The sequence below is a fragment of the Streptomyces sp. f51 genome (genome assembly GCF_037940415.1).
Lineage (GTDB): Bacteria > Actinomycetota > Actinomycetes > Streptomycetales > Streptomycetaceae > Streptomyces.
Genome location: NZ_CP149798.1, coordinates 2,073,096 through 2,092,698, shown reverse-complemented (window position 1 = coordinate 2,092,698; position 19,603 = coordinate 2,073,096). Strand labels below are relative to the sequence as shown.

General features: G+C 72.8%; 16 protein-coding genes and 1 riboswitch. Of the genes, 5 read left to right on the top strand and 11 right to left on the bottom strand.

The window, feature by feature from the left end; genetic code table 11:
- Positions 1-4: 4 nt before the first annotated feature.
- Together WJM95_RS09280 and proP are read right to left on the bottom strand one after the other, a co-directional pair.
- Positions 5-676 (bottom strand): O-methyltransferase, encoded by a 672-nt coding sequence (locus WJM95_RS09280; RefSeq protein ID WP_339129108.1) that lies wholly within the window; start codon positions 674-676, stop codon positions 5-7.
- A gap of 137 nt (positions 677-813) precedes the next feature.
- Positions 814-2,193, bottom strand: a complete 1,380-nt coding sequence (proP, locus tag WJM95_RS09275; RefSeq protein WP_339129107.1) for a glycine betaine/L-proline transporter ProP — start codon at positions 2,191-2,193, stop codon at positions 814-816.
- A 402-nt stretch (positions 2,194-2,595) separates the two neighbouring features.
- On the opposite strand from proP, the gene WJM95_RS09270 reads away from it, so the two are divergent.
- A complete protein-coding gene (locus WJM95_RS09270) occupies positions 2,596-4,665 on the top strand; it encodes a bifunctional glycosyltransferase 87/phosphatase PAP2 family protein (RefSeq protein ID WP_339129106.1) in 2,070 nt (689 codons plus the stop codon).
- A gap of 158 nt (positions 4,666-4,823) precedes the next feature.
- Here the strand turns inward: WJM95_RS09270 and WJM95_RS09265 are convergent, their stop codons facing one another.
- Positions 4,824-6,068, bottom strand: a complete 1,245-nt coding sequence (locus WJM95_RS09265) for a cytochrome P450 (protein ID WP_339129105.1) — start codon at positions 6,066-6,068, stop codon at positions 4,824-4,826.
- Positions 6,069-6,374: 306 nt separating this feature from the next.
- On the opposite strand from WJM95_RS09265, the gene WJM95_RS09260 reads away from it, so the two are divergent.
- A complete protein-coding gene (locus tag WJM95_RS09260) occupies positions 6,375-7,544 on the top strand; it encodes a steroid 3-ketoacyl-CoA thiolase (protein ID WP_339129104.1) in 1,170 nt (389 codons plus the stop codon).
- 6 nt (positions 7,545-7,550) lie between these two features.
- On the opposite strand, the gene WJM95_RS09255 is transcribed toward WJM95_RS09260, so the two are convergent.
- The 7 genes from WJM95_RS09255 to WJM95_RS09225 all read right to left on the bottom strand — a co-directional run bounded on the left by WJM95_RS09255 (position 7,551) and on the right by WJM95_RS09225 (position 15,630).
- Complete coding sequence (locus WJM95_RS09255; protein WP_339129103.1) at positions 7,551-8,225, bottom strand: YoaK family protein; 675 nt, start codon at positions 8,223-8,225, stop codon at positions 7,551-7,553.
- 551 nt (positions 8,226-8,776) lie between these two features.
- Positions 8,777-9,196 carry a transglycosylase SLT domain-containing protein gene (locus tag WJM95_RS09250; RefSeq protein ID WP_339129102.1) on the bottom strand — a complete coding sequence of 140 codons (420 nt, stop codon included), beginning with the start codon at positions 9,194-9,196 and terminating at the stop codon, positions 8,777-8,779.
- 379 nt (positions 9,197-9,575) lie between these two features.
- The gene (locus WJM95_RS09245) at positions 9,576-10,424 is read right to left on the bottom strand and encodes an ECF transporter S component (RefSeq protein ID WP_339129101.1); all 849 of its coding nucleotides are present in this window, start codon (positions 10,422-10,424) and stop codon (positions 9,576-9,578) included.
- On the bottom strand, positions 10,421-12,136 hold the full coding sequence (locus WJM95_RS09240) for an ATP-binding cassette domain-containing protein (RefSeq protein ID WP_339129100.1): 1,716 nt from the start codon (positions 12,134-12,136) through the stop codon (positions 10,421-10,423). The genes WJM95_RS09245 and WJM95_RS09240 overlap by 4 nt, the downstream gene beginning before the upstream one ends.
- Positions 12,133-13,224, bottom strand: coding sequence for a CbiQ family ECF transporter T component (locus tag WJM95_RS09235; protein WP_339129099.1), 1,092 nt, complete (start codon positions 13,222-13,224; stop codon positions 12,133-12,135). Before WJM95_RS09235 ends, WJM95_RS09240 begins: the two co-directional genes overlap by 4 nt.
- A gap of 511 nt (positions 13,225-13,735) precedes the next feature.
- Positions 13,736-14,392 (bottom strand): SCO2322 family protein, encoded by a 657-nt coding sequence (locus WJM95_RS09230; protein ID WP_339129098.1) that lies wholly within the window; start codon positions 14,390-14,392, stop codon positions 13,736-13,738.
- Positions 14,389-15,630, bottom strand: a complete 1,242-nt coding sequence (locus tag WJM95_RS09225) for a prenyltransferase/squalene oxidase repeat-containing protein (protein WP_339129097.1) — start codon at positions 15,628-15,630, stop codon at positions 14,389-14,391. The genes WJM95_RS09230 and WJM95_RS09225 overlap by 4 nt, the downstream gene beginning before the upstream one ends.
- 134 nt (positions 15,631-15,764) lie before the next feature.
- Positions 15,765-15,828, bottom strand: a riboswitch (cobalamin riboswitch).
- 113 nt (positions 15,829-15,941) lie between these two features.
- On the opposite strand from WJM95_RS09225, the gene WJM95_RS09220 reads away from it, so the two are divergent.
- A complete protein-coding gene (locus WJM95_RS09220) occupies positions 15,942-16,607 on the top strand; it encodes a phosphotransferase (protein ID WP_339129096.1) in 666 nt (221 codons plus the stop codon).
- A 26-nt stretch (positions 16,608-16,633) separates the two neighbouring features.
- Here WJM95_RS09220 and WJM95_RS09215 read toward each other — a convergent pair whose 3' ends face one another.
- The gene (locus WJM95_RS09215; protein ID WP_339129095.1) at positions 16,634-17,713 is read right to left on the bottom strand and encodes an MBL fold metallo-hydrolase; all 1,080 of its coding nucleotides are present in this window, start codon (positions 17,711-17,713) and stop codon (positions 16,634-16,636) included.
- Between the two features lie 193 nt (positions 17,714-17,906).
- Between WJM95_RS09215 and WJM95_RS09210 the strand changes: the two genes are divergently transcribed.
- Together WJM95_RS09210 and WJM95_RS09205 are read left to right on the top strand one after the other, a co-directional pair.
- On the top strand, positions 17,907-19,364 hold the full coding sequence (locus WJM95_RS09210; protein ID WP_339129094.1) for an aldehyde dehydrogenase: 1,458 nt from the start codon (positions 17,907-17,909) through the stop codon (positions 19,362-19,364).
- A 2-nt stretch (positions 19,365-19,366) separates the two neighbouring features.
- A complete protein-coding gene (locus tag WJM95_RS09205) occupies positions 19,367-19,600 on the top strand; it encodes a ferredoxin (protein ID WP_339129093.1) in 234 nt (77 codons plus the stop codon).
- The last annotated feature ends 3 nt before the right edge of the window (positions 19,601-19,603 follow it).

The following is a 19,603-nucleotide window of genomic DNA, read 5'->3' as shown; positions in this document are numbered from 1 at the left end:
GCGGTCAGGCGCGTACGCGGGCCAGCGCGAACCCGTCGTATCCCTTGCTTCCCACCGTCTGCACCGCCGTGCCGTCCAACTGCGGGTGGGAGGCCATCAGTTCGAGTGCGGCCCGGGTTCCGACCACACTCGGGTCGGTGCTCGCCGCGTCGGTGACCGCTCCGCCGCGCACCACGTTGTCGAGGACGATCACGCTGCCGGGCCGGGCGAGCCGGACCGCCCACTCGACGTAGCGGGGGTTGTTCACCTTGTCCGCGTCGATGAAGACGAAGTCGAACGGCTCCGGATTCTCGTCGGCCAGCTTCGGCAGGGACTCCAGGGCGGGGCCCACCCGCACCTCGGCGATCTTGTCGAGGCCGGCCCGCGCGAGGTTGGCGCGGGCGACCTCGGCGTGCCGCGGGTCGTACTCCAGGGTGACCAGCCGCCCGTCGGCGGGCAGGGCGCGGCCCAGCCAGATCGTGCTGTAGCCGCCGAGCGTGCCGATCTCCAGGATGCGGCGCGCGCCCTGGATCTCGGCGAGCAGCCGGAGCAGCTTGCCCTGGTTCGGCGCGACGTTGATGGGCGGCAGTCCGGCCGCGTCGCTGTCGCGCAGCGCGGCGGTCAGGATCTCGTCGGCGGGGGCCAGGAGGGTGGTGAAGTGGTCGTCGACGTCGTTCCAGAGCTGTGACTCGCTCATGCACCGGGCCTTTCATAGCCTAGTTAGATGCGCTAAGGACTTTTCGGATCGAACCTAGCCGCCGGCACCACGGTGTGCCAGCGGGATTCGGTCCGGCCCAGCGGATTCAGGCCCGGGGCAGGGGTGCCGCGCGCGTGTCAGCGGTCCGCGGGTTCCACCGCGGGCGCGGAGCCCGGCAGCGGCCGGCCCGCCGACTCCTTCATGAACCAGACGGCCGCACCGCCGATCACGGCGGCGCCCATCATGTAGTACGCGGGCATCATCATGTTCCCGGTCGCGCCGACGAGGGCGGTGACGACCAGCGGGGTCGTGCCGCCGAAGAGCGAGACGGAGACGTTGAAGCCGATCGAGAGCGAGCCGTAGCGGACCCGGGTCGGGAAGAGCGCCGGGAGCGCGGCGGGCATCGCGGCGGTGAAGCACACGAGCAGCAGGCCGAGGGCGCCCATGCCGAGCGCGACGGCGAGCAGGCCGCCCTGGCGGATCAGCAGCAGGGCCGGGACGGACAGGGCGAGGAAGCCGGCACAGCCCGCGGCGATCACGGGGCGGCGGCCGATCCGGTCGGTCAGGGCGCCCGCGAAGGGCTGCACGATCATCATCAGCGCCATCACGCCGAGGACCACGAGCAGGCCGTGCGTCTCGTCGTACTTCAGCTCGCTGGTCAGGTAGCTGGGCATGTACGACAGCAGCATGTAGTCGGTGACGTTGAAGACCAGGACCAGGCCCATGCACAGCAGCAGGGTGCGCCACTGGCCGGTGATCATCTCGCGCAGCGGCACCTTGGGGCGGCCGGCCTCGGCCTTCTCCAGCTCGGCGGCGAACGCCGGGGTCTCCTCCAGGCGCATCCGCAGGTAGAGGCCGACGATGCCCATGGGGCCCGCGATCAGGAACGGGACGCGCCAGCCCCAGGACAGCAGGTCGTCGCTGGACAGCAGGGCGGTCATGAGCGTCACCAGACCGGCGCCGCCGATGTAACCGGCCAGCGTGCCGAACTCCAGCCAGCTGCCGAAGAAGCCGCGCTTCTTGTCGGGCGCGTACTCGGCGATGAAGGTCGAGGCGCCCGCGTACTCGCCGCCGGTGGAGAAGCCCTGCACCAGACGGGCCAGAAGCAGCAGCACGGGAGCGCCGACGCCGATCGTGCCGTACGACGGGATCAGGCCGATCGCGAACGTGCCCGCCGCCATCATGATCATGGTGAGCGCGAGGACCTTCTGGCGGCCGATCCGGTCGCCGAGCGGGCCGAAGACCATGCCGCCGAGCGGGCGGACGAGGAAGGCCGCGGCGAAGGCGCCGAAGGTCGAGAGCAGCTGCGCGGTCGGGTTGCCCGAGGGGAAGAAGACCTTGCCCAGGGTCACGGCGATGTAGCTGTAGACGCCGAAGTCGAACCATTCCATCGCGTTGCCGAGCGCCGCGGCCTTCACGGCGCGCCGGACGAGCGCGGGGTCGGTGACGGTGACGTCGGGGGAGACGGGGCGGGCGGGAGCGTGAACGGCGGGGGCCGCCGGGGTCGCGGTCGGCAAGGCGTTCCTTTCGCAGGGGACAGGGACGGGTCCGCCCGGGAGCGGACCTTTCGGCTCACCCGGGGGCGGGCCGAAGAAGCGACCTTAGGCCGGTTCGTCCCCTTCACGTGGAGTGCGCGACCGGTCGCACAGCGCACGTAAAGGCCGTGTATGCAGGCGTGACGGGACGGCCGCAACCCCGTTCGCGCGGGATCTTTTGTGATCCATGTCCCGGTACCCGGCGGGAACCGGGCCTCATTTCGGTTGTCGTGATCCGGACAAATGGGTGAGGGGTGTCGGGTCGACCGGATACTCCCGTGCCCCCCGGCGAGGGTGGCCGTGTCGTGCGGGGTCCTGATATGGGTTGACATAAGGGACACATGAGACGCAGGCCGACCAATGGGCCGGGAGGGTCGACAGGGCGTGGCGAACGTGGAGCACGGCGGAGGACCGGGCGAGGGCTTCGCGGGGGCGCCGGAGACGGCGCGGGCACGGCTGCGCGCCCTCCGCGTCGCCCTCTGGGCCCTCGCCGCGACCCTGGCCGTACGACAGGTCGCCGCCGTCCTCGGCACGCCCAAGGCGGAACGGCTGACGGACCTGGAGACCTGGGTCGGCCCGAACGGCGTCCTGCACATGAAGGGCTCGCTCTACGACTCCACGCGGTTCACCGGCACCCCGTTCGGCGGCCTCGTCCTCAAACCCCTCACCCGGGCGGCCGAACAGACCCTCGGCTGGGGCTGGACCTTCGGCACCCTGCTCCTGGTCGTCGCCCTCGGTCTCGTCGCCGCCCACGCCCTGCCGCCCCCCGTGAGCCGGCGCACCTCGCTCCTCGCGGCGCCCGTGGCCGTCAGCCTGCTGATGCTGTCGCTCCCCGTGCGCAACGCGCTCTACCTCGGCCAGACCGGCATCATCCCGGTGCTGCTCGTCCTGCTCGGCTGCTTCACCGTCCGCGGGGAGCGGGCCTGCGGGGTCCTCGTCGGGCTCGCGGCGGCCCTCCAGCCGACCGTGCTGCTCTTCACGCCCCTGCTCTGGTTCACCGGGCGCCGCCGAGCCGCCGCCTCCACCGCGACCACCTTCGCCGCCCTCACCGCGCTCGCCTGGGCCGTGATGCCGCACGACTCGAACCGATACTGGGTGCACCACCTGGCGGGCGCCGGTCTCGGCAAGGGCGCCGACGACGTCGCCAACCAGTCCCTGCACGGCGCGCTGCTGCGGCTCGGCCTCGCCGGGCCGCCGGAGATCGCCCTCTTCCTGGTGCTCGGCGCCGCCGTCGCCTTCGTCGGGCTCCGTCGCGCGGTGCGCTACGCCCATGACGGCCAGTTGCTGCTCGCCGTCGCGGTGACGGGCTGCGTCGCCGTCGCCGTCTCGCCCGCCACCTGGCAGCACCAGGTGCTGTGGGTGCTGCTCGCGCTCGTCGGCCGGGCCGGCCGGAGGGCCGCGGACCGCTCCGTGTGGCCCGTCGCCGTCGTCCTCGTCATGACCCTGCCGACCCGGATGATGCTGCCCGACATGCCGGTGCTCGACCCGCTGCGCGGCAACCTCGTACTGATCGCCGCGCTGGCCGCCGCCACCGCCGTACCGTTCCTGTTCCGCACCTCCCCGTACTACCGGAGCCCGCTGCCGACGGATCACGCGGCGCCCGTCGCCACCCGGTGGAAGCGGGTCCCGCTGCTCACGTCCGGCCGGGTCCTCTCCCGCCCGAACCTGCTGCTCGAACTGCTGCTGATCCGTGTCGGATACTCCGTCTACGCCTCCGTCCGTCTCGCCGTGACGGACGGGTCCAACGCGCTCGGCCGGCCCGCGGCCGAGCGCCACGGCCGGCAGATCCTCGGCGTCGAGCGGTTCCTGAACCTCGACATCGAGCGGTGGGTCAACCACACGACGGCGCAGGTCCCCCTCCTGAGGGATTTCTTCGACTTCTACTACGAGTCGTTCCACTTCGCGGTCCCGCTCACGATCCTCGCCGTGCTCTACGTCCGCCGCCCCGCCGACTTCCGCTGGGCCCGCTCCGCCCTCGGTTTCGCCACCCTCCTCGCCCTCCTGGGCTTCTGGCTCTACCCGCTCGCCCCGCCGCGCCTGATGCCCGACCTCGGCATCGTCGACACCGTGCACGGCGTGCAGGACTTCTCGCGGCCCGACTACGGCGTGCTCACGGCGGTGACCAACCAGTACGCGGCGATGCCCTCGCTGCACTTCGGCTGGTCCCTGTGGTGCGGGATCGTCGTCGTGATCCTCGCGCCCAGATGGTGGATGAAGGCCCTGGGGCTGCTGCACCCGCTCCTCACGGTCGCCGCGATCGTCGCGACCGGCAATCACTGGATCGTGGACGCCGTCGGCGGCGCGGCCGTGGTCGGCGCGGGCTTCGGACTGACGTACCTCCTCCAGGGGCCGCGGGTCCGGAAGGCGGCGATCCGGGCGGGGGCGGGGCGGACGGAGGCGGTGACGACGACGGGGGTGGCGACGGGGCCGGGGACGGGGCGTACGCCGGACTGATGGGGTGCGGGTGCGGGTGCGGGTGCGGGGCGGGGTGGGGGTGGGGGCGGGGCGTGGCGTGTTCGGGGGAGGCAGGGGTGAGCGCGGGGACGGCCCCTGCCTCCCTCGGGGCGGGCCGACGGCGCCGGGAGGCCGTCGGCCCGAGCGTGCGGCGCCCGCTACGCGTGGGCGACCTGGAGTTCCTTGACGCCGTTGAGCCAGGCGGAGCGGAGACGGCGGGGGCCGCCCGCCAGCCGGAGGTTGGGCATCGCGTCCGCGATCGCGTTGAAGATCAGGTCGATCTCCAGCGTGGCCAGGGACTTGCCGAGGCAGAAGTGCGGACCGCCGCCGCCGAAGCCGAGGTGCGGGTTCGGGTCACGCGTGATGTCGAAGACCTCCGGGTTCTCGAACACCTCGGGGTCGTTGTTGGCGGAGGAGTAGAAGATGCCGACGCGCTCGCCCTTCCTGATCCGCTGCCCGCCCAGTTCGGTGTCCTGGGTCGCGGTGCGCTGGAAGGCGACGACGGGGGTCGCCCAGCGGACGATCTCCTCGGCGGTGGTCTTCGGCCGCTCCCTCTTGTAGAGGTCCCACTGGTCGGGGTGGGTGAGCAGGGCGTGCATCCCGTGGGTGATGGCGTTGCGGGTCGTCTCGTTGCCGGCGACCGCCAGCAGGAGGACGAAGAACCCGAACTCGTCGGAGGCAAGGTTCCCCTGGTCCTCCGCCGCCACCAGCGTGCTGACGATGTCCTTGGCGGGGCACTGCTTGCGGTCCGCCGCCATGTTCATCGCGTACGAGATGAGTTCCGTGGCCGACTCGGCGCCGATCTCCTCGGTGATCGCGTACTCCGGATCGTCGTACGCCACCATCTTGTTGGACCAGTCGAAGATCTTGACGCGGTCCTCCTGCGGGACGCCGATGAGCTCCGCGATCGCCTGGAGCGGCAGTTCGCAGGCCACCTGGGTGACGAAGTCGAAGGAGCCGTCGGGGGCGGCCTGGGCGAGCGCGTTCGCGACGATCGAACCGGCGCGGGCGCGCAGCGCGTCCTCCAGGGACCGGATGGCGCGCGGGGTGAAACCGCGCTGCACGATCTGGCGGACCCGGGTGTGCTCGGGCGGGTCCATGTTGAGCATGATCAGCCGCTGCACCTCGATCTGCTCGCGCTGGATGTGCTCGTTGAAGCGGATGACGGCCGTGTTGAGGAACGAGGAGAACAACTCGGGGTGCGTCGAGACGTACTTGACGTCCGAGTGCCGGGTGACCGCCCAGTAGCCGTCGTCCTCGAAGCCCGCGACACCGGGCTGTTGCGCGATCCAGTGGACCGGTTCGGCCCGGCGCAGCTCGGCGAACTCCGGGAGGGGCACGCGGTGGTGCAGCACATCGGGGTCGGTGAAGTCGAACCCGTCGGGCAGCGCTGGACAGGACATCGGCAACTCCAGGCTCTTTCTCGCATGTGATTCTGACGGGCCATCAGGAACATGGAATCGCCGTGAAGGTAGTAACGGGTTCTACAAGTGGCAAGAGGCGCGGGGCCCCCAATTGCGTGCGAGGTTTGTGTGGATCGCGGCTTCGGGAGCTGCACGACCCTTGCGGCGCGGGGGGTCCGCTCAGCAAACTGCACGGAGAACTGGTACGCGTTCTAGTTCTGCGCGGTGGGTGGGCCGGGACGCCCCGCGCTGCGCGGGTCAGCTGGGCCTGGCCGCCGGGCAGGCCTGAGGAGAGGACGAGCCCCCATGGCCGCGGAACCCGTGATCGTCGAAGCCGTACGGACCCCCATCGGCAAGCGCGGTGGCGCGCTCGCCAATCTGCACCCCGCCTATCTCCTGGGCGAGACCTACCGTGAACTCCTCGGCCGCACCGGCATCCCCGCCGACTGCGTCGAGCAGATCGTCGGCGGCACGGTGACCCACGCCGGCGAGCAGTCGATGAACCCCGCGCGCACCGCCTGGCTGACCGTCGGGCTCCCCTACGAGACGGCGGCGACGACGGTCGACTGCCAGTGCGGCTCCTCGCAGCAGGCCTCGCACATGGTCGCCAACATGATCGCGGCGGGTGTCATCGACGTCGGGATCAGCTGCGGTGTCGAGGCGATGTCGCGGGTGCCGCTGGGCTCGGGATCCAAGCACGGTCCGGGCAAGCCGTTCCCCGACGAGTGGAACGTCGATCTTCCCAACCAGTTCGAGGCGGCCGAACGGATCGCGCGCCACCGCGGACTGACCCGCGAGAACGTCGACTCCCTCGGGCTCATCTCGCAGGAACGGGCCGCCGTGGCCTGGGCCGAGGAACGCTTCAAGCGCGAGACGTTCGCCGTGCAGGTGCCCACCACCGAGGACGAACAGCGGGCCGGGCAGGGCATGTGGCGGCTCGTCGACCGGGACGAGGGGCTGCGGGACACGTCCATGGAGGCGCTGGCGAAGCTGAAGCCCGTGATGCCGACCGCCGTGCACACGGCCGGCAACTCCTCGCAGATATCGGACGGTTCGGCGGCCATCCTGTGGGCCTCCAAGCGGATGGCGCGGGCGCTGAAGCTGCGGCCGAGGGCGCGGATCGTGGCCCAGGCGCTGGTGGGTTCGGACCCGCACTTCCATCTGGACGGTCCGATCGACGCCACCCGGGCCGTGCTGGGCAAGGCCGGGATGTCGCTGAAGGACATCGACCTCGTCGAGATCAACGAGGCGTTCGCTTCCGTGGTGCTGAGCTGGGCGCAGGTCTTCGAGCAGGACCTGGAGAAGGTGAACGTGAACGGGGGCTCGATCGCGCTCGGGCATCCCGTGGGCGCCACGGGGGCCCGGCTCATCACCACGGCGCTGCATGAACTGGAGCGCGGGGACAAGGAGTTCGCGTTGATCACGATGTGTGCGGGTGGGGGGCTGGCCACGGGGACGATCATTCAGCGGTTGTGAGGGGTCCTACTCCCGGTCGGAGACGGTTGCCGCCAGGGCCGCCGGGATCAGGGCCGCGATCAGGAGGGGGAGGGCGAGGCCGTGGTTGAGGACCAGCCATGCGCCGAGCAGGGCGCCCGCCGCCATCGCCAGGACGGAGGCCGTGCGGCGCGGGGAGTGGTGGCCCGCGCCGCCGCCCGCGCGGCTGTCGGCGGCGAGGCCGGTGAGGGTCATCGTCAGGACGGTGGTCGTCAGGTCGGCGATGCCGAGCCTGCGGACCGTCGCGTTGCGCAGGCCCATCGCGAAGGCCGTGACGGCGATCACCGTGTAGGTGGTGGCGGTGGCGTGCGGGGCGGCGAAGGCGACCGCCGCGCAGGCGGCCGTCAGGACGGCCTCGGCGGCGAAGACCGAGCGGGCCCAGGTGCGGCGGGGGCCGTCGGCGAGGTGTACGGCGGTTCGTCCGCCGGTGGCCGCGCCGGCGAGGAAGCAGCACAGGGAGGTGAGGGTGTGCGGGACCGAGAAGCCGGGGGCGCCGGCCGCCGCGAAGCCGAGGACGACCACGTTGCCGGTCATGTTCGCCGTGAAGACGTGGCCCAGGCCCAGGTAGCTCACCGCGTCGATGAGTCCGCTGACCACGGTCAGCGACAGCAGTGCGGGTACGAGGCGGAGGCCGCGTGACTCGGGGGCCTGCGGTGTGGTCATGGGGGTCAGTCCACCACGGCTCGGCAGCGGTGGGTGGGTGGGTCGGGGCCGTGCCGGTGCATCAGCCCGTCGCCGTTGGGTGAGGTGTGACCGTCGGTGGCGACGGGCATCGATGTACCGGCCCGGCCCCTTGCGCCGGATCCCGGCTGCGGGAGGGAAGTGGCTTGGGTGCCATTTCAGCCCCGGCCGGGGCCGGGGCAACGCTCCGGCCCCGGACGGGCGCCATTTCAGCCCCGGCCGGGCAAAGCTCCAGCCCCGGCCGGGCAGCGCTCCAGCCCCGGCCGGCGAAAGTTCAGCCCCTCCGGCGTTTGAGGAGCGGGGGCTGGGGCGGAGCCCCAGGGGTGGCCTCCCCGCGGGTCGCCCTTCGGGTTCCGGGGGCCGTTCAGCCCCTCCGGCGATTGAGGAGCGGGGGGCCGGGGGCAGCGCCCTCGGGTACGGGTCGGGTAGGGGCGGAGGGGGCGAGAGAAGGTTGGTGTGGGGGCGGGGACCCGGGGCCGGGTACGCGAAAGGCGGCCGCCCCGGGTGGGGTGCCGCCTTGCTGTGGGGGCTGATCAGTACCAGCCGTTGGCCTGCCAGAAGCTCCAGGCGCCGGTGGGGCTGCCGTAGCGGGAGTTCATGTAGTCGAGGCCCCACTTGATCTGGGTCTTGGGGTTGGTCTTCCAGTCGGAGCCCGCGGAGGCCATCTTCGAACCGGGCAGGGCCTGGACCAGGCCGTACGCGCCGGAGGAGGAGTTCGTGGCGCTGATGTTCCAGCCGCTCTCGTGCTCGACGATCTTGCTGAAGGCGTTGAACTGCGAGGCGTCCGGAATCATCGCGTGGGCGATCGACTTCGCGGAGGAGGCGCTGGTCGGCGTGGCGGCCTGGGCGGGCGCCGCGGCCAGGACCATGCCGGCGGTGGCGGCGGCCACGGCGGTACCGGCGAGAGCCTTCTTCGGGGAGGAGACGATGCGGCGGATGACGGAGACGGACACGGAGAACCTGTTTCCTCGGGGACATGGAGTCGCTGGTGCGCCGTGTCCACGTGGTGTGCGGAAGGAGCGGCGTACGTCGGCGCCGCGGCCCGTGAGGGCTCGTGGCGCCTGGCGACGTCCTCAAGACAAACAGGATCCGGGCTCGTCCGCAATGACCCCTTTTACTAGTTGTGGTCGCATTCGGGGGGGAGGGGTTTGGTGTGACCTGGCTCTCAAAGTGCAGGTCGGAGGGGGTGGGGGTGCGTTCATGTCATGAGCGTTGGTCTACTAGGCGGGCTCGTATGTGACCTGGGCCCTGTGGGCCGCTTCACCTGCTGCCTGACGGTGGGTGCGGGGGAGACCACGGGGTGCTGCCGGGTGATGTGACGTGGGTCCCGGATCACCGGGGGTCGAAGGTGACCGGGCTCTCGAAAGCGGCCCGGCGCGTGGCCCGGCGCAGTGCCTTGAGCAGCGTCGTGCCGATCGTCAGGGTCAGGACGACGGTGACGACCGCCCGTCCCAGGTCCCAGCCGAGCGAGGTGGCCAGGCAGTACGCGACGAACCGGGCGAGGTTGGCCGGGACGGCCGCGTGCGGGTCGAAGGCGATGTTCGAGGCCAGCGCGTCCATGAAGGGCCAGCCCGCCAGATTCATGACGGTGCCGTACGCGAAGGCGGCGAGGAAGCCGTAGGCGGCGAGCATCAGCAGCTCCGCGCGTCCGCGCAGCCGGTCCGGGCCCGGCAGTAGTCCCGCCCCCATCGTGAACCAGCCCATGGCCAGCATCTGGAAGGGCATCCAGGGCCCCACCCCACCGGTCAGCAGCGCCGACGCGAACATGGTCACGGACCCGAGGACGTAACCGAACCCCGGCCCGAGCACCCGCCCGCTCAGCACCATCAGGAAGAACATCGGCTCGATCCCCGCGGTCCCGGCCCCGATCGGGCGCAGCGCCGCCCCGGTCGCGGCCAGCACCCCGAGCATGGCGACCGCCTTGGGGCCGAGCCCCGATTCGGAGATCGTCGCCGCGACCACCGCGACCAGCAGGACGAGGAGCCCCGCGAACAGCCACGGAGCGTCCTGCGCGTGCGCGCTGACCTGCGAGCCGGGCCCCGCGAACAGCGGCCAGCCGAATCCGGCCGCCCCGGTCGCGCTGACCAGGGCCAGCGCGATGACGGAACGCGGGCCGAGACGAACGGCCCTGGCCTGCGGCTGGGACCGAGCGGGGTGGACGGGCGTCTTCGCCGTGCTCATGCGAGGGCACCTCTGACCTGGGCGACGGTGAGCCATGGCTCGGGGGCCAGGATCTTGGCCACCTGGGGGGCGAACGACGGGGACGCGACGACCACCTCGGCGGTGGGACCGTCCGCGACGACCTCGCCGTCCGCGAGGATCACCACCCGGTCGGCCAGCTCGGCGGCGAGCTCCACGTCGTGGGTGGCGAGCACGATGGCGTGCCCCTCGGCGGCGAGCTGGCGCAGCACGGTGAGCAGCCGGGCCTTGGCCGCGTAGTCGAGACCGCGGGTCGGTTCGTCCAGGAGCAGCAGCGGGGGGCGGGCCGTGAGGACGACGGCCAGCGCCAGCGCCAGCCGCTGTCCCTCCGACAGGTCACGCGGGTGCGTGGTGTCGGCGATGTCCGGCAGCAGCTCGGACACCAGCGCCCGGCAGGTTCCGGCGGCGGCCCCGGCGTCCTCGTCGGCCGCCTCGCACTCGCCGGCCACCGTGTCCGCGTACAGCAGATCCCGGGGTTCCTGCGGTACGAGTCCCACGCGCCGTACGAGGTCGCGCGGCGCCGTGCGATGCGGTGGCGCCCCGCCGACCCTCACGGAACCTGCGGTCGGCTCGACCAGTCCGACCAGCGCCGCGAGCAGCGTCGACTTCCCGGCGCCGTTGCGGCCCATCAGCGCGATGGTCTCGCCCGGCCGCGCGGTCAGGTCGATCCGGCGCAGCGCCTCGACGCGACCGCGCCGGACGGCCAGCCCGTCCACGACGGCCACCTCGGGTGGCGGTGGCCCGGCGGCATGGTCGCGGTCGCGGTTGCGGCCGTGGCCGCGGAGCAGACGGGAGAACGCGGAGGAGGAGGGGGAGGTGCGGGTTGTGGGGGGCTGGGGATGGGGGTGGGGGGCCGAGGAGGTCGGCTGTGGTGGCGGGGTGGCCAGGCGTTCGCGCAGGGGGCCCGCCTGGCGGCGCGCGTCGCGCACGGTCAGGGGGAGCGGGGACCAGCCGGCCAGCCGGCCGAGGTCCACCACCGGCGGGCGCACGGGGGAGACGGCCATGATCTCGGACGGCGTGCCGAGTATCAGGGGCGCTCCCGGCGCGGGGAGCAGGGCGAGCCGGTCGGCGTACTGGATGACGCGTTCCAGGCGGTGCTCGGCCATCAGGACGGTGGTGCCGAGGTCGTGGACCAGGCGCTGGAGGACGGCGAGGACCTCTTCCGCGGCGCCGGGGTCCAGGGCCGAGGTCGGTTCGTCGAGGACCAGGACCCGCGGGTGCGGGGTGAGCACCGAACCGATCGCGACCCGCTGCTGCTGGCCGCCGGACAGGGTGGCGATCGGGCGGTCGCGGAGGTCGGCCAGCGACAGGAGGTCGAGGGTCTCCTCGACGCGGCGGCGCATCACGGCGGGCGCCAGGCCCAGCGACTCCATGCCGTAGGCGAGTTCGTCCTCCACCGTGTCCGTCACGAAGTGGGAGAGCGGGTCCTGGCCCACCGTGCCGACCACGTCGGCCAGTTCGCGCGGTTTGTGGGTACGGGTGTCACGGCCCGCGACGGTCACCCGGCCGCGCAGCGTCCCTCCCGTGAAGTGCGGGACCAGTCCGCTCACCGCGCCCAGCACCGTCGACTTGCCGACCCCCGACGGGCCGACCAGTAGGACCAGTTCGCCTTCCGGGACCTCGAAGTCCACGCCCCGGACGGAGGGTTCGGGTGCTCCGGCGTACGTCACGGAGACGTCCTCGAAGCGGATCACGATGACTCCTCGGGGGCAGGGGTTCGCCGGACGGCCGGGGCCGCGAAGGCGGGGAGCAGGCCGAGCAGGATCGCCGCCGCGGGCCGGAGGGGAAGCGTGGGGGCGACCAGGGGGATGACGCCGGGGTGCAGCGAGGCCGGGTCGCCGGACGCGGCCACGATCATGAGGGCCGCGACCGCCACGCCGGAACCGGCGACCAGCCAGGCGCGGACGCCCCAGAGGTCCGGCCGGTAGCGCGTGCGCGGGGAGCGGCGTCCGCCCAGCCACAGGCCGCCGAGCGCCGCGGCGAGTCCGGCCAGCAGGACCGGCAGTCCGTAGCTGTCGCCCGCCGCGGTCAGCAGTCCGTAGGTGCCGGCGCAGACGCCGAGCAGGCCGCCCAGGGTGAGGGCTCCGGTGGTCCGGCGGACGCCGGCCGGGACCTGGGCCGTGCGCCCGTACCCGCGTGCGTCCATCGCCGCCGCCAGCGCGACGGAGCGTTCCAGCGCGCCCTCCAGGACGGGGAGTCCGACGTGCAGCAGGCCGCGCAGCCCGCGGTCGGGGCGGCCTCGGAGCCGGCGCGCGGCGCGCAGCCGCTGGACGTCGGCGATCAGATGGGGAGCGAAGGTGAGCGCGACGACCACGGCGACGCCCGCCTCGTACAGCGCCCCCGGCAGCGACTTGAGCAGGCGTGCCGGATTCGCCAGGGCGTTGGCCGCGCCGACGCAGACGAGGAGGGCGGCCAGCTTCAGGCCGTCGTACAGCGCGAAGAGCAGGCCCTCGGCGGTGACCCGGCCGCCGATGCGCACCCCTTGCGCCCAGTGCGGCAGGGGGATCTCGGGCAGCGTGACGATCACGTGGGTGCCGGGGATCGGTGAGCCGAGGAAGACGGCGAAGGCCAGCCGGATGAGGAGCACGGCCGCGGCCAGTTTCACGAACGCGGTGTAGGAGCGGGCCCAGGGCGCGTCGGTGCGGTGGGTGGCCACCACGAAGCCCGCCACCGCCATGAGCAGCGCCAGCAGGAGGGGGTTGGTGGTGCGGGAGGCGGCCGTGCCGAGGCCCAGGGCCCAGATCCACCAGGCCCCCGGGTGCAGGGCATTGGCCCGCCCCACTCCCGAACCGGATCTTCCGAGGCGGGAGTTGGAGGAGGGGAATGGGCTAGGGGAGGGGGAGGGGGAGGGGGAGGGAAAGGGGGTACGGGAGGGGGAGGCGCCGCGGGATCGCGGCACCCGGCCCGGCGGAAGGGAGGCCGGTGCCTGCTCCGGCGGGCGGGCGTGCGGTGCCTGCTCCGACGGGCGGGCGTGCGGTGCCTGCTCCGACGGGCGGGCGTCCGGTGCCTGCTCCGGCGGGCGGGCGTGCGGTGCCTGCTCCGGCGGGCGGGTGTCCGGTGCCTGCTCCGGCGGGGCGGTGTCCGCGGTCGACGGTGCTTCGGCGTCCGGTGCCTGCCCCGGCAGGCCCGTGTCCGGTACCCGCCCCCGTGTGGCTGCGGTCGGTCGCGGGTGCCGGGGATCCGTCGTTCCGGGGCTCCGGGGCTGTCCGGGCAGGGAGGAGCCCCACCGCAGCACGGGCCGTCGGCCCGCGTCGGTGGGGCGGTCGCGGTCGCCCTCGTTCATGACCGGTGCCTCAGTCCTTGCGCCGCCGGGCCTGCCAGACGGCCCCCGCGCCCAGCACGGCCACCGCCGCCGCTCCCGCCAGCAGGCCCACCGAGGGACCGTCGCCGGTCGGCGCGGAGGCGTGCGGACGGGCGGTCGCGGTCGGTCCGGCGGCCGCGACCGGGTCGCCGCAGCCCGTCCTCGGGTAGCCCGTGATGGCGCACAGCAGGGCGTTGGTGTCGTAGCGCAGCGGACCGGCGACCGCCGCCAGGGCCTCGGCGGTGCTGGCGTCGGGGGCGACCTGGGCGCAGGCGGTGCGCGCGGACGGCGGCGTCTCGCCGGACGGCGCGTCGGCGGGCGTTCCCGGGTCGATGACCAGGGCCACCCGCTTCGTGCCGTGCCGGGCGGGCGTCTTGGCGCAGATCGAGGCGAACTCCCGCTTCCCGCGCGGCTGTACGGCGTGCTGGGAGTCCTCGCTCACCGCGAAGCGGAAGCCCTGGACATCGCCGTCGGACGGCCGCGCGGTCGACGGGCCCTGGGTGGCGTACGTCCACTTCCCGCCGGTCAGGTCCCAGAAGGACCAGTAGCGGTAGCCGACGGCTCCGGCCTGCCCCGCGCCACCGAGGACGAGGAGCAGGAGGGCGGGCACGAGTGTCAGGGCGAGCGCGGCCGTCCGACGGCGGGTCACAGCTGCTGCTTCTTGTTGCGGCCGCTGAGGAGGAAGCCGATGCCGATGCCCGCGACCAGGCCGACGCCGATGATCCACCAGACGGCGAGCCCGTTGCCGCCGTCCTTCTTCTCGTCGTTCTTCTTCTCGCTCGGGCTCGCCGAGGCGCCGGCCGCGACGGGCGCCGGGCCGGTGGCGGTGAGCCGGGCCACCAGGTCCTCGCCGCCGAAGGCGCGCGGGTCGGTGCCGGTGGCGTGCGCGGCGAAGACGAGCTGCGCGTACGCGGCGGGGCCGGACTTGGCCGCCCAGTCCGCGGAGTTCTTCTCCAGCCAGGCGAGCGGCTTCTGCGCGTCCTTCGTCGCGCCGATGGCGGCCAGGGCCACGACCGCGTCTGCCGTGTTGCCGTAGTCGGGCTGGTCCTTGGCGCCCGGGAGCGCGGACTTCAGGTACGAGGTCTTCGCCAGGGCCTTGGCGAGGTAGTTGGCGCCGTTGCCCGCGGCGTCCGCCAGGTTGGGGGAGTCGGAGGTGACACACCCCTTGAGCTCGAAGGCGTTGCCGGTCTCGGCCACGAAGCCCTGGCCCATGCCGGCGGTCACGCCCGCCGCGGTCGCGTCCGCGTTCGCGACCAGCTTGCCCTTCTTGTCGGGCTGGTAGGCGAAGGCGCCTTCGCCGTCCTTGCCGCAGGCCGCCGACAGCTTCACCAGGGCGTCGAGGGGGGACTTGCCGCCCTTGGAGACATCCTTGGGCTTCTCGCCCACGGCCTTCAGCGCGCCGACGACGACGGACGTCGAGTTGGTGTCGCTGGGCCCGCCGGCCATGTAGCCCCAGCCGCCGTCCTTGTTCTGCACGGACTTCAGCCAGGTCACGGCCTTGCCGGTGGCGTCGCCGTGGCCGCCGAGCGCGGCGAGGGCCTGGACGGCGGCGGCGGTGCTGTTGGTGTCGACCTGCGTCTTGGCGTCGCACGCGGCGCCCGCGTCGGCGCGGTACGCGGCGAAGGCGCCGTCGGCGCACTGCTGGCCGGTCAGCCAGTCCACGGCCTTGACCGCGGGCTTCACGCCGACGGTGTGCTCGGCGAGCAGCGCGAGCGACTGCCGCCAGACGCCGTCGTAGGTCGGGTCGGCGGTGCCGAAAAGGCCCGAGGGGAGCGCGGCCGAGGGGGACGGCGAGGGGGACGAGCCCGCGGCGTACGCGGCCGGTGCGACGACCGCCCCGATGACGGCGGTGGCGGCCAGTACCGCTGCGGTGCGGCGAACAAACATGACTCTCCCCTGCGGGGAGCCGGGCAGCACCGGGCGCACGGGGGCATCCGGGCGGCTCCGGCTCCGTATCCCTCGACGATGCCGGCCGTCGGCGGGCTGCCGAGGGCGCGAGCCGGTCACGTCCCGTGCGAGGCGATCCGGCTCACCACCGGAGTGGTTCACGGTTGCGGGTCAGCGCCGGAATTGCACCGGCTTCTCCTCGTAAGGGTGTGATGACGACGCGCACACTCTACCGGCCGCCCGGATTCCGGCGGGTGTTGCCTGGGGCACGGGCCCGGAGTGACCTGGGCGACATCCGCTAGGTTCGGGTCATGCGTACGGGGAGACTGCTCGGCTCGGGGCGTTCGGCGGATGTCTACGAGATGGACGAGGCGTGGGTGCTGCGGCGGATGCGCGGGGGCCGGGGTGACGCGGCGGCCGAGGCGGCGGTGATGCAGCATCTGCGCTCGCACGGTTATCCCGTGCCCGGTGTGCGGGCCGCGACCCGGGGGGACCTGGTGATGGAGCGGCTGTCCGGGCCGACCATGCTGGAGGCCTTCGGGCAGGGGCTGCTCTCCGCGCAGGAGGCGGGTCTCACCCTGGCCCGGCTGCTGCGCAAGCTGCACGCCGTGCCCGCCAGGCTTTCCGCCGAGCCCGCCGTCCGTGTGCTGCATCTGGATCTGCACCCCGGCAATGTGATGCTCACCCCGGACGGGCCGAAGGTCATCGACTGGTCCAACACCGAGGAGGGGGCGCCCGCGCTGGACTGGGCCATGTCCGCGGTGATCCTCGCCCAGGTCGCCGTCGGCGGCGAGGCGATCGGGGAGGTGGCCGAGGAGACGCTGGAGGCGCTCCTCGACGGGAACGAGGACCAGGTCGGTGACGCGGGGCTCACGGAGGCGGGCCGGCGCCGGGCGGCCGACCCGATGATGAGCGCGCGCGAGGTCGAACTCCTCGGTGAGGCGGACGCGTTGATACGGGAGCTGCTGCCGCGCTGAGCGATCGGCGGGTTCGGGCGGCCGTGTCATACCGCCCTGTACGTCACCGGATCGCTGCCGGTGACCGGCTCCGCCCGGCCCAGCTTCACCAGCCGGCGGATGTGCGCCTCGGCCTCGGAGACCGCGATGTTCCGTGATCCGTAGGGGATCTCGGCCCACGGGCGGTTCCATTCCATGCGCTCGGCGAGCTGCCAGGGCGTGAGCGGGACGGCGAGCAGTGCGAGCAGGCCGGTGAGCCGTTCCTCGTGGTGCGCGAGCAGTTCCGCGACCCGGGCGGGCGCGTCGGTGAACACGTGCTGGTGGGCCGGGAGCACCTCGGCGGGGGCGAGGCGTCCGACGCGCTCCAGGGAGTCGAGGTAGTCGCCGAGCGGATCGGCGATCTCCCCCAGGCCCTCGACGCCGTTGGCCCAGGGAGGGCGCCCGTGGGTGTCCGGGTCCTCGTAGAGGCCGATGTGCGGGGTGATCCGCGGCAGCAGGTGGTCGCCGGAGAACAGGCGTCCGTTGCCGGGCAGCCGGTCCGGGTGGGTCTCCTCCAGGTGCAGGCACACGTGTCCGGGCGTGTGGCCGGGGGTCCAGACGGCGCGCAGCCGGCGGCCGGGCAGGGGGAGGTGTTCGCCGGGGACGATCTCGCGGTCGGGCAGCGCGGGGGAGAAGCCGGGCAGGGTGCCGGGGCGGCGGAGCGGTCCCTGGGCCTCGCGGAGCGGGGCGACGTGGTCGTCGGGGGCTCCGGAGGCCTCCAGCTTGGCGGCCATGTAGGCGAACCAGCGCTCGGGACGGTTCTCCCGGGTCCGCCGGACGATCGCCGTGTCGGCGGCGTGCATCGCGATCCAGGCGCCGGACGCCTCGCGGACCCGGCCCGACAGGCCGTGGTGGTCGGGGTGGTGGTGGGTGATGACGACGCCGTGGATCTCCTGGACGGAGGTTCCGCAGCCGGTGATTCCCTCGGTGAGTGTGTCCCAGGAGGCGGGGTCGTCCCAGCCCGTGTCGACGAGGACGGGTCCCGCGTCGGTGTCGACCAGGTACACCAGCGTGTGGCCGAGCGGGTTGTCCGGGATGGGGACCCTGATCGACCGTACGCCCCCGCCGTGATCGGTCACCTGCGTCATGCGCTTCCACCCATCGCCGATTCCCGCCACTATAACTAGAACGGGTTCCAATGGGAGCCCGAGTCGACTGTTGTGTAACGGAGTTCGCCGGTGTCCGCGCCGTGGACTCATGTGGCGGAAACTGGTATCAGTTCTCGTATCTGATGGAGTGTCAGACAAGGTGCCAGAGAGCGTCCTTGGGAGGCAGTCGGCCATGACCGAGCTCGTGGAACACGGACAGCTGTTCATCGGCGGGGAGTTGACCGACCCCCTCGGCAAGGACGTCATCGAGGTGATCTCGCCGCACACCGAGGAGGTCATCGGCCGGGTGCCGCACGCCTCGGCGGCGGACGTCGACCGGGCGGTCGCGGCGGCGCGGCGGGCGTTCGACGAGGGACCCTGGCCCCGGACGAGCCTGGACGAGCGGATCGCGGTCGTGGCCCGGATCAAGGACGCCATCGCCGTACGCCACGAGGAGATCGCGCGGGTCATCTCCTCGGAGAACGGCTCCCCCTATTCCTGGAGCGTCCTCGCGCAGGCCCTCGGCGCGATGATGGTGTGGGACGCGGCGATCACGGTCGCGCGCGGCTACACGTACGAGGAGAGCCGCGACGGAGTCCTCGGCAAGCTGCTCGTCCGCCGTGAGCCGGTGGGCGTGGTAGCGGCCGTGGTGCCCTGGAACGTCCCGCAGTTCGTGGCGGCGGCCAAGCTCGCGCCCGCGCTGCTGACGGGCTGCACCGTCGTCCTGAAGCCGTCGCCCGAGTCGCCCCTTGACGCCTATCTGCTCGGCGAGATCGCGCGCGAGGCCGGGCTGCCCGAGGGCGTGCTGTCGATCCTCCCGGCCGACCGCGAGGTCAGCGAGTACCTGGTCGGGCACCCCGGAGTCGACAAGGTCTCCTTCACCGGCTCGGTCGCGGCCGGCAAGCGGGTCATGGAGGTGGCCTCCCGCAATCTCACCCGCGTGACACTGGAGCTGGGCGGCAAGTCGGCCGCCGTCGTGCTGCCCGACGCCGACCTCGCCACCTCGGTCCCCGGGATCGTCTCGGCGGCCTGGATGAACAACGGCCAGGCCTGTGTGGCCCAGACCCGCATCCTCGTGCCCCGCTCGCGCTACGACGAGTTCGCGGACGCCTTCGCCACGGCGGCGAGCGCGCTGGTCGTCGGCGACCCGCTCGATCCGGCCACCCAGGTCGGCCCGCTGGTCGCCGAGCGGCAGCGGCGCCGCAACCTCGACTACATCCGCATCGGCCAGGAGGAGGGCGCCAAGATCCTGGCGGGCGGCGGGCGTCCGCGGGGTCTCGACCGCGGCTGGTACGTCGAGCCGACCCTGTTCGGGGACGTCGACAACTCGATGTGCATCGCCCGCGAGGAGATCTTCGGCCCGGTGATCTGCCTGCTCCCCTACGGCGACGAGGCCGAGGCCGTGAAGATCGCCAACGACTCCGACTACGGGCTGAGCGGCAGCGTCTGGACCGCGGACGTCGCCCATGGCATCGACATCGCCCGCCGGGTCCGTACCGGCACCTACTCGGTGAACACCTTCAGCCTCGACATGCTGGGCCCCTTCGGTGGCTACAAGAACTCGGGGCTCGGGCGGGAGTTCGGACCCGAGGGGTTCGGCGAGTTCCTGGAGCACAAGATGATCCATCTGCCGGCCGGCTGGGAGGCCTGAGGATGGGTGACCGCTGGCGGGTCGAGGTCGACCGGTCCGTCTGCATCGGCTCGGCCCAGTGCGTCCACCTCGCCCCGGGCGCCTTCCGCCTCGACGCCGGCATGCAGTCCCACCCCGTGGAGCCGGAGACCGACGCCAACGAGAAGATCCTCGCGGCGGCCGAGGGCTGCCCGGTCGAGGCCGTCATGATCTCGCTGCCCGCCGGCGGCGAGCCGGTGTTCCCGCCCGAGGAGTAGGCC

Excerpts from the sequence above, each read along its gene's own strand:
- WJM95_RS09280 (WP_339129108.1), bottom strand. The coding sequence starts at position 676 with ATGAGCGAGTCACAGCTCTGGAACGACGTCGACGACCACTTCACCACC.
- WJM95_RS09265 (WP_339129105.1), bottom strand. The coding sequence starts at position 6,068 with ATGTCCTGTCCAGCGCTGCCCGACGGGTTCGACTTCACCGACCCCGAT.
- WJM95_RS09260 (WP_339129104.1), top strand. The coding sequence starts at position 6,375 with ATGGCCGCGGAACCCGTGATCGTCGAAGCCGTACGGACCCCCATCGGC.
- WJM95_RS09255 (WP_339129103.1), bottom strand. The coding sequence starts at position 8,225 with ATGACCACACCGCAGGCCCCCGAGTCACGCGGCCTCCGCCTCGTACCC.
- WJM95_RS09245 (WP_339129101.1), bottom strand. The coding sequence starts at position 10,424 with ATGAGCACGGCGAAGACGCCCGTCCACCCCGCTCGGTCCCAGCCGCAG.
- WJM95_RS09225 (WP_339129097.1), bottom strand. The coding sequence starts at position 15,630 with ATGTTTGTTCGCCGCACCGCAGCGGTACTGGCCGCCACCGCCGTCATC.
- WJM95_RS09220 (WP_339129096.1), top strand. The coding sequence starts at position 15,942 with ATGCGTACGGGGAGACTGCTCGGCTCGGGGCGTTCGGCGGATGTCTAC.
- WJM95_RS09215 (WP_339129095.1), bottom strand. The coding sequence starts at position 17,713 with ATGACGCAGGTGACCGATCACGGCGGGGGCGTACGGTCGATCAGGGTC.
- WJM95_RS09210 (WP_339129094.1), top strand. The coding sequence starts at position 17,907 with ATGACCGAGCTCGTGGAACACGGACAGCTGTTCATCGGCGGGGAGTTG.
- WJM95_RS09205 (WP_339129093.1), top strand. The coding sequence starts at position 19,367 with ATGGGTGACCGCTGGCGGGTCGAGGTCGACCGGTCCGTCTGCATCGGC.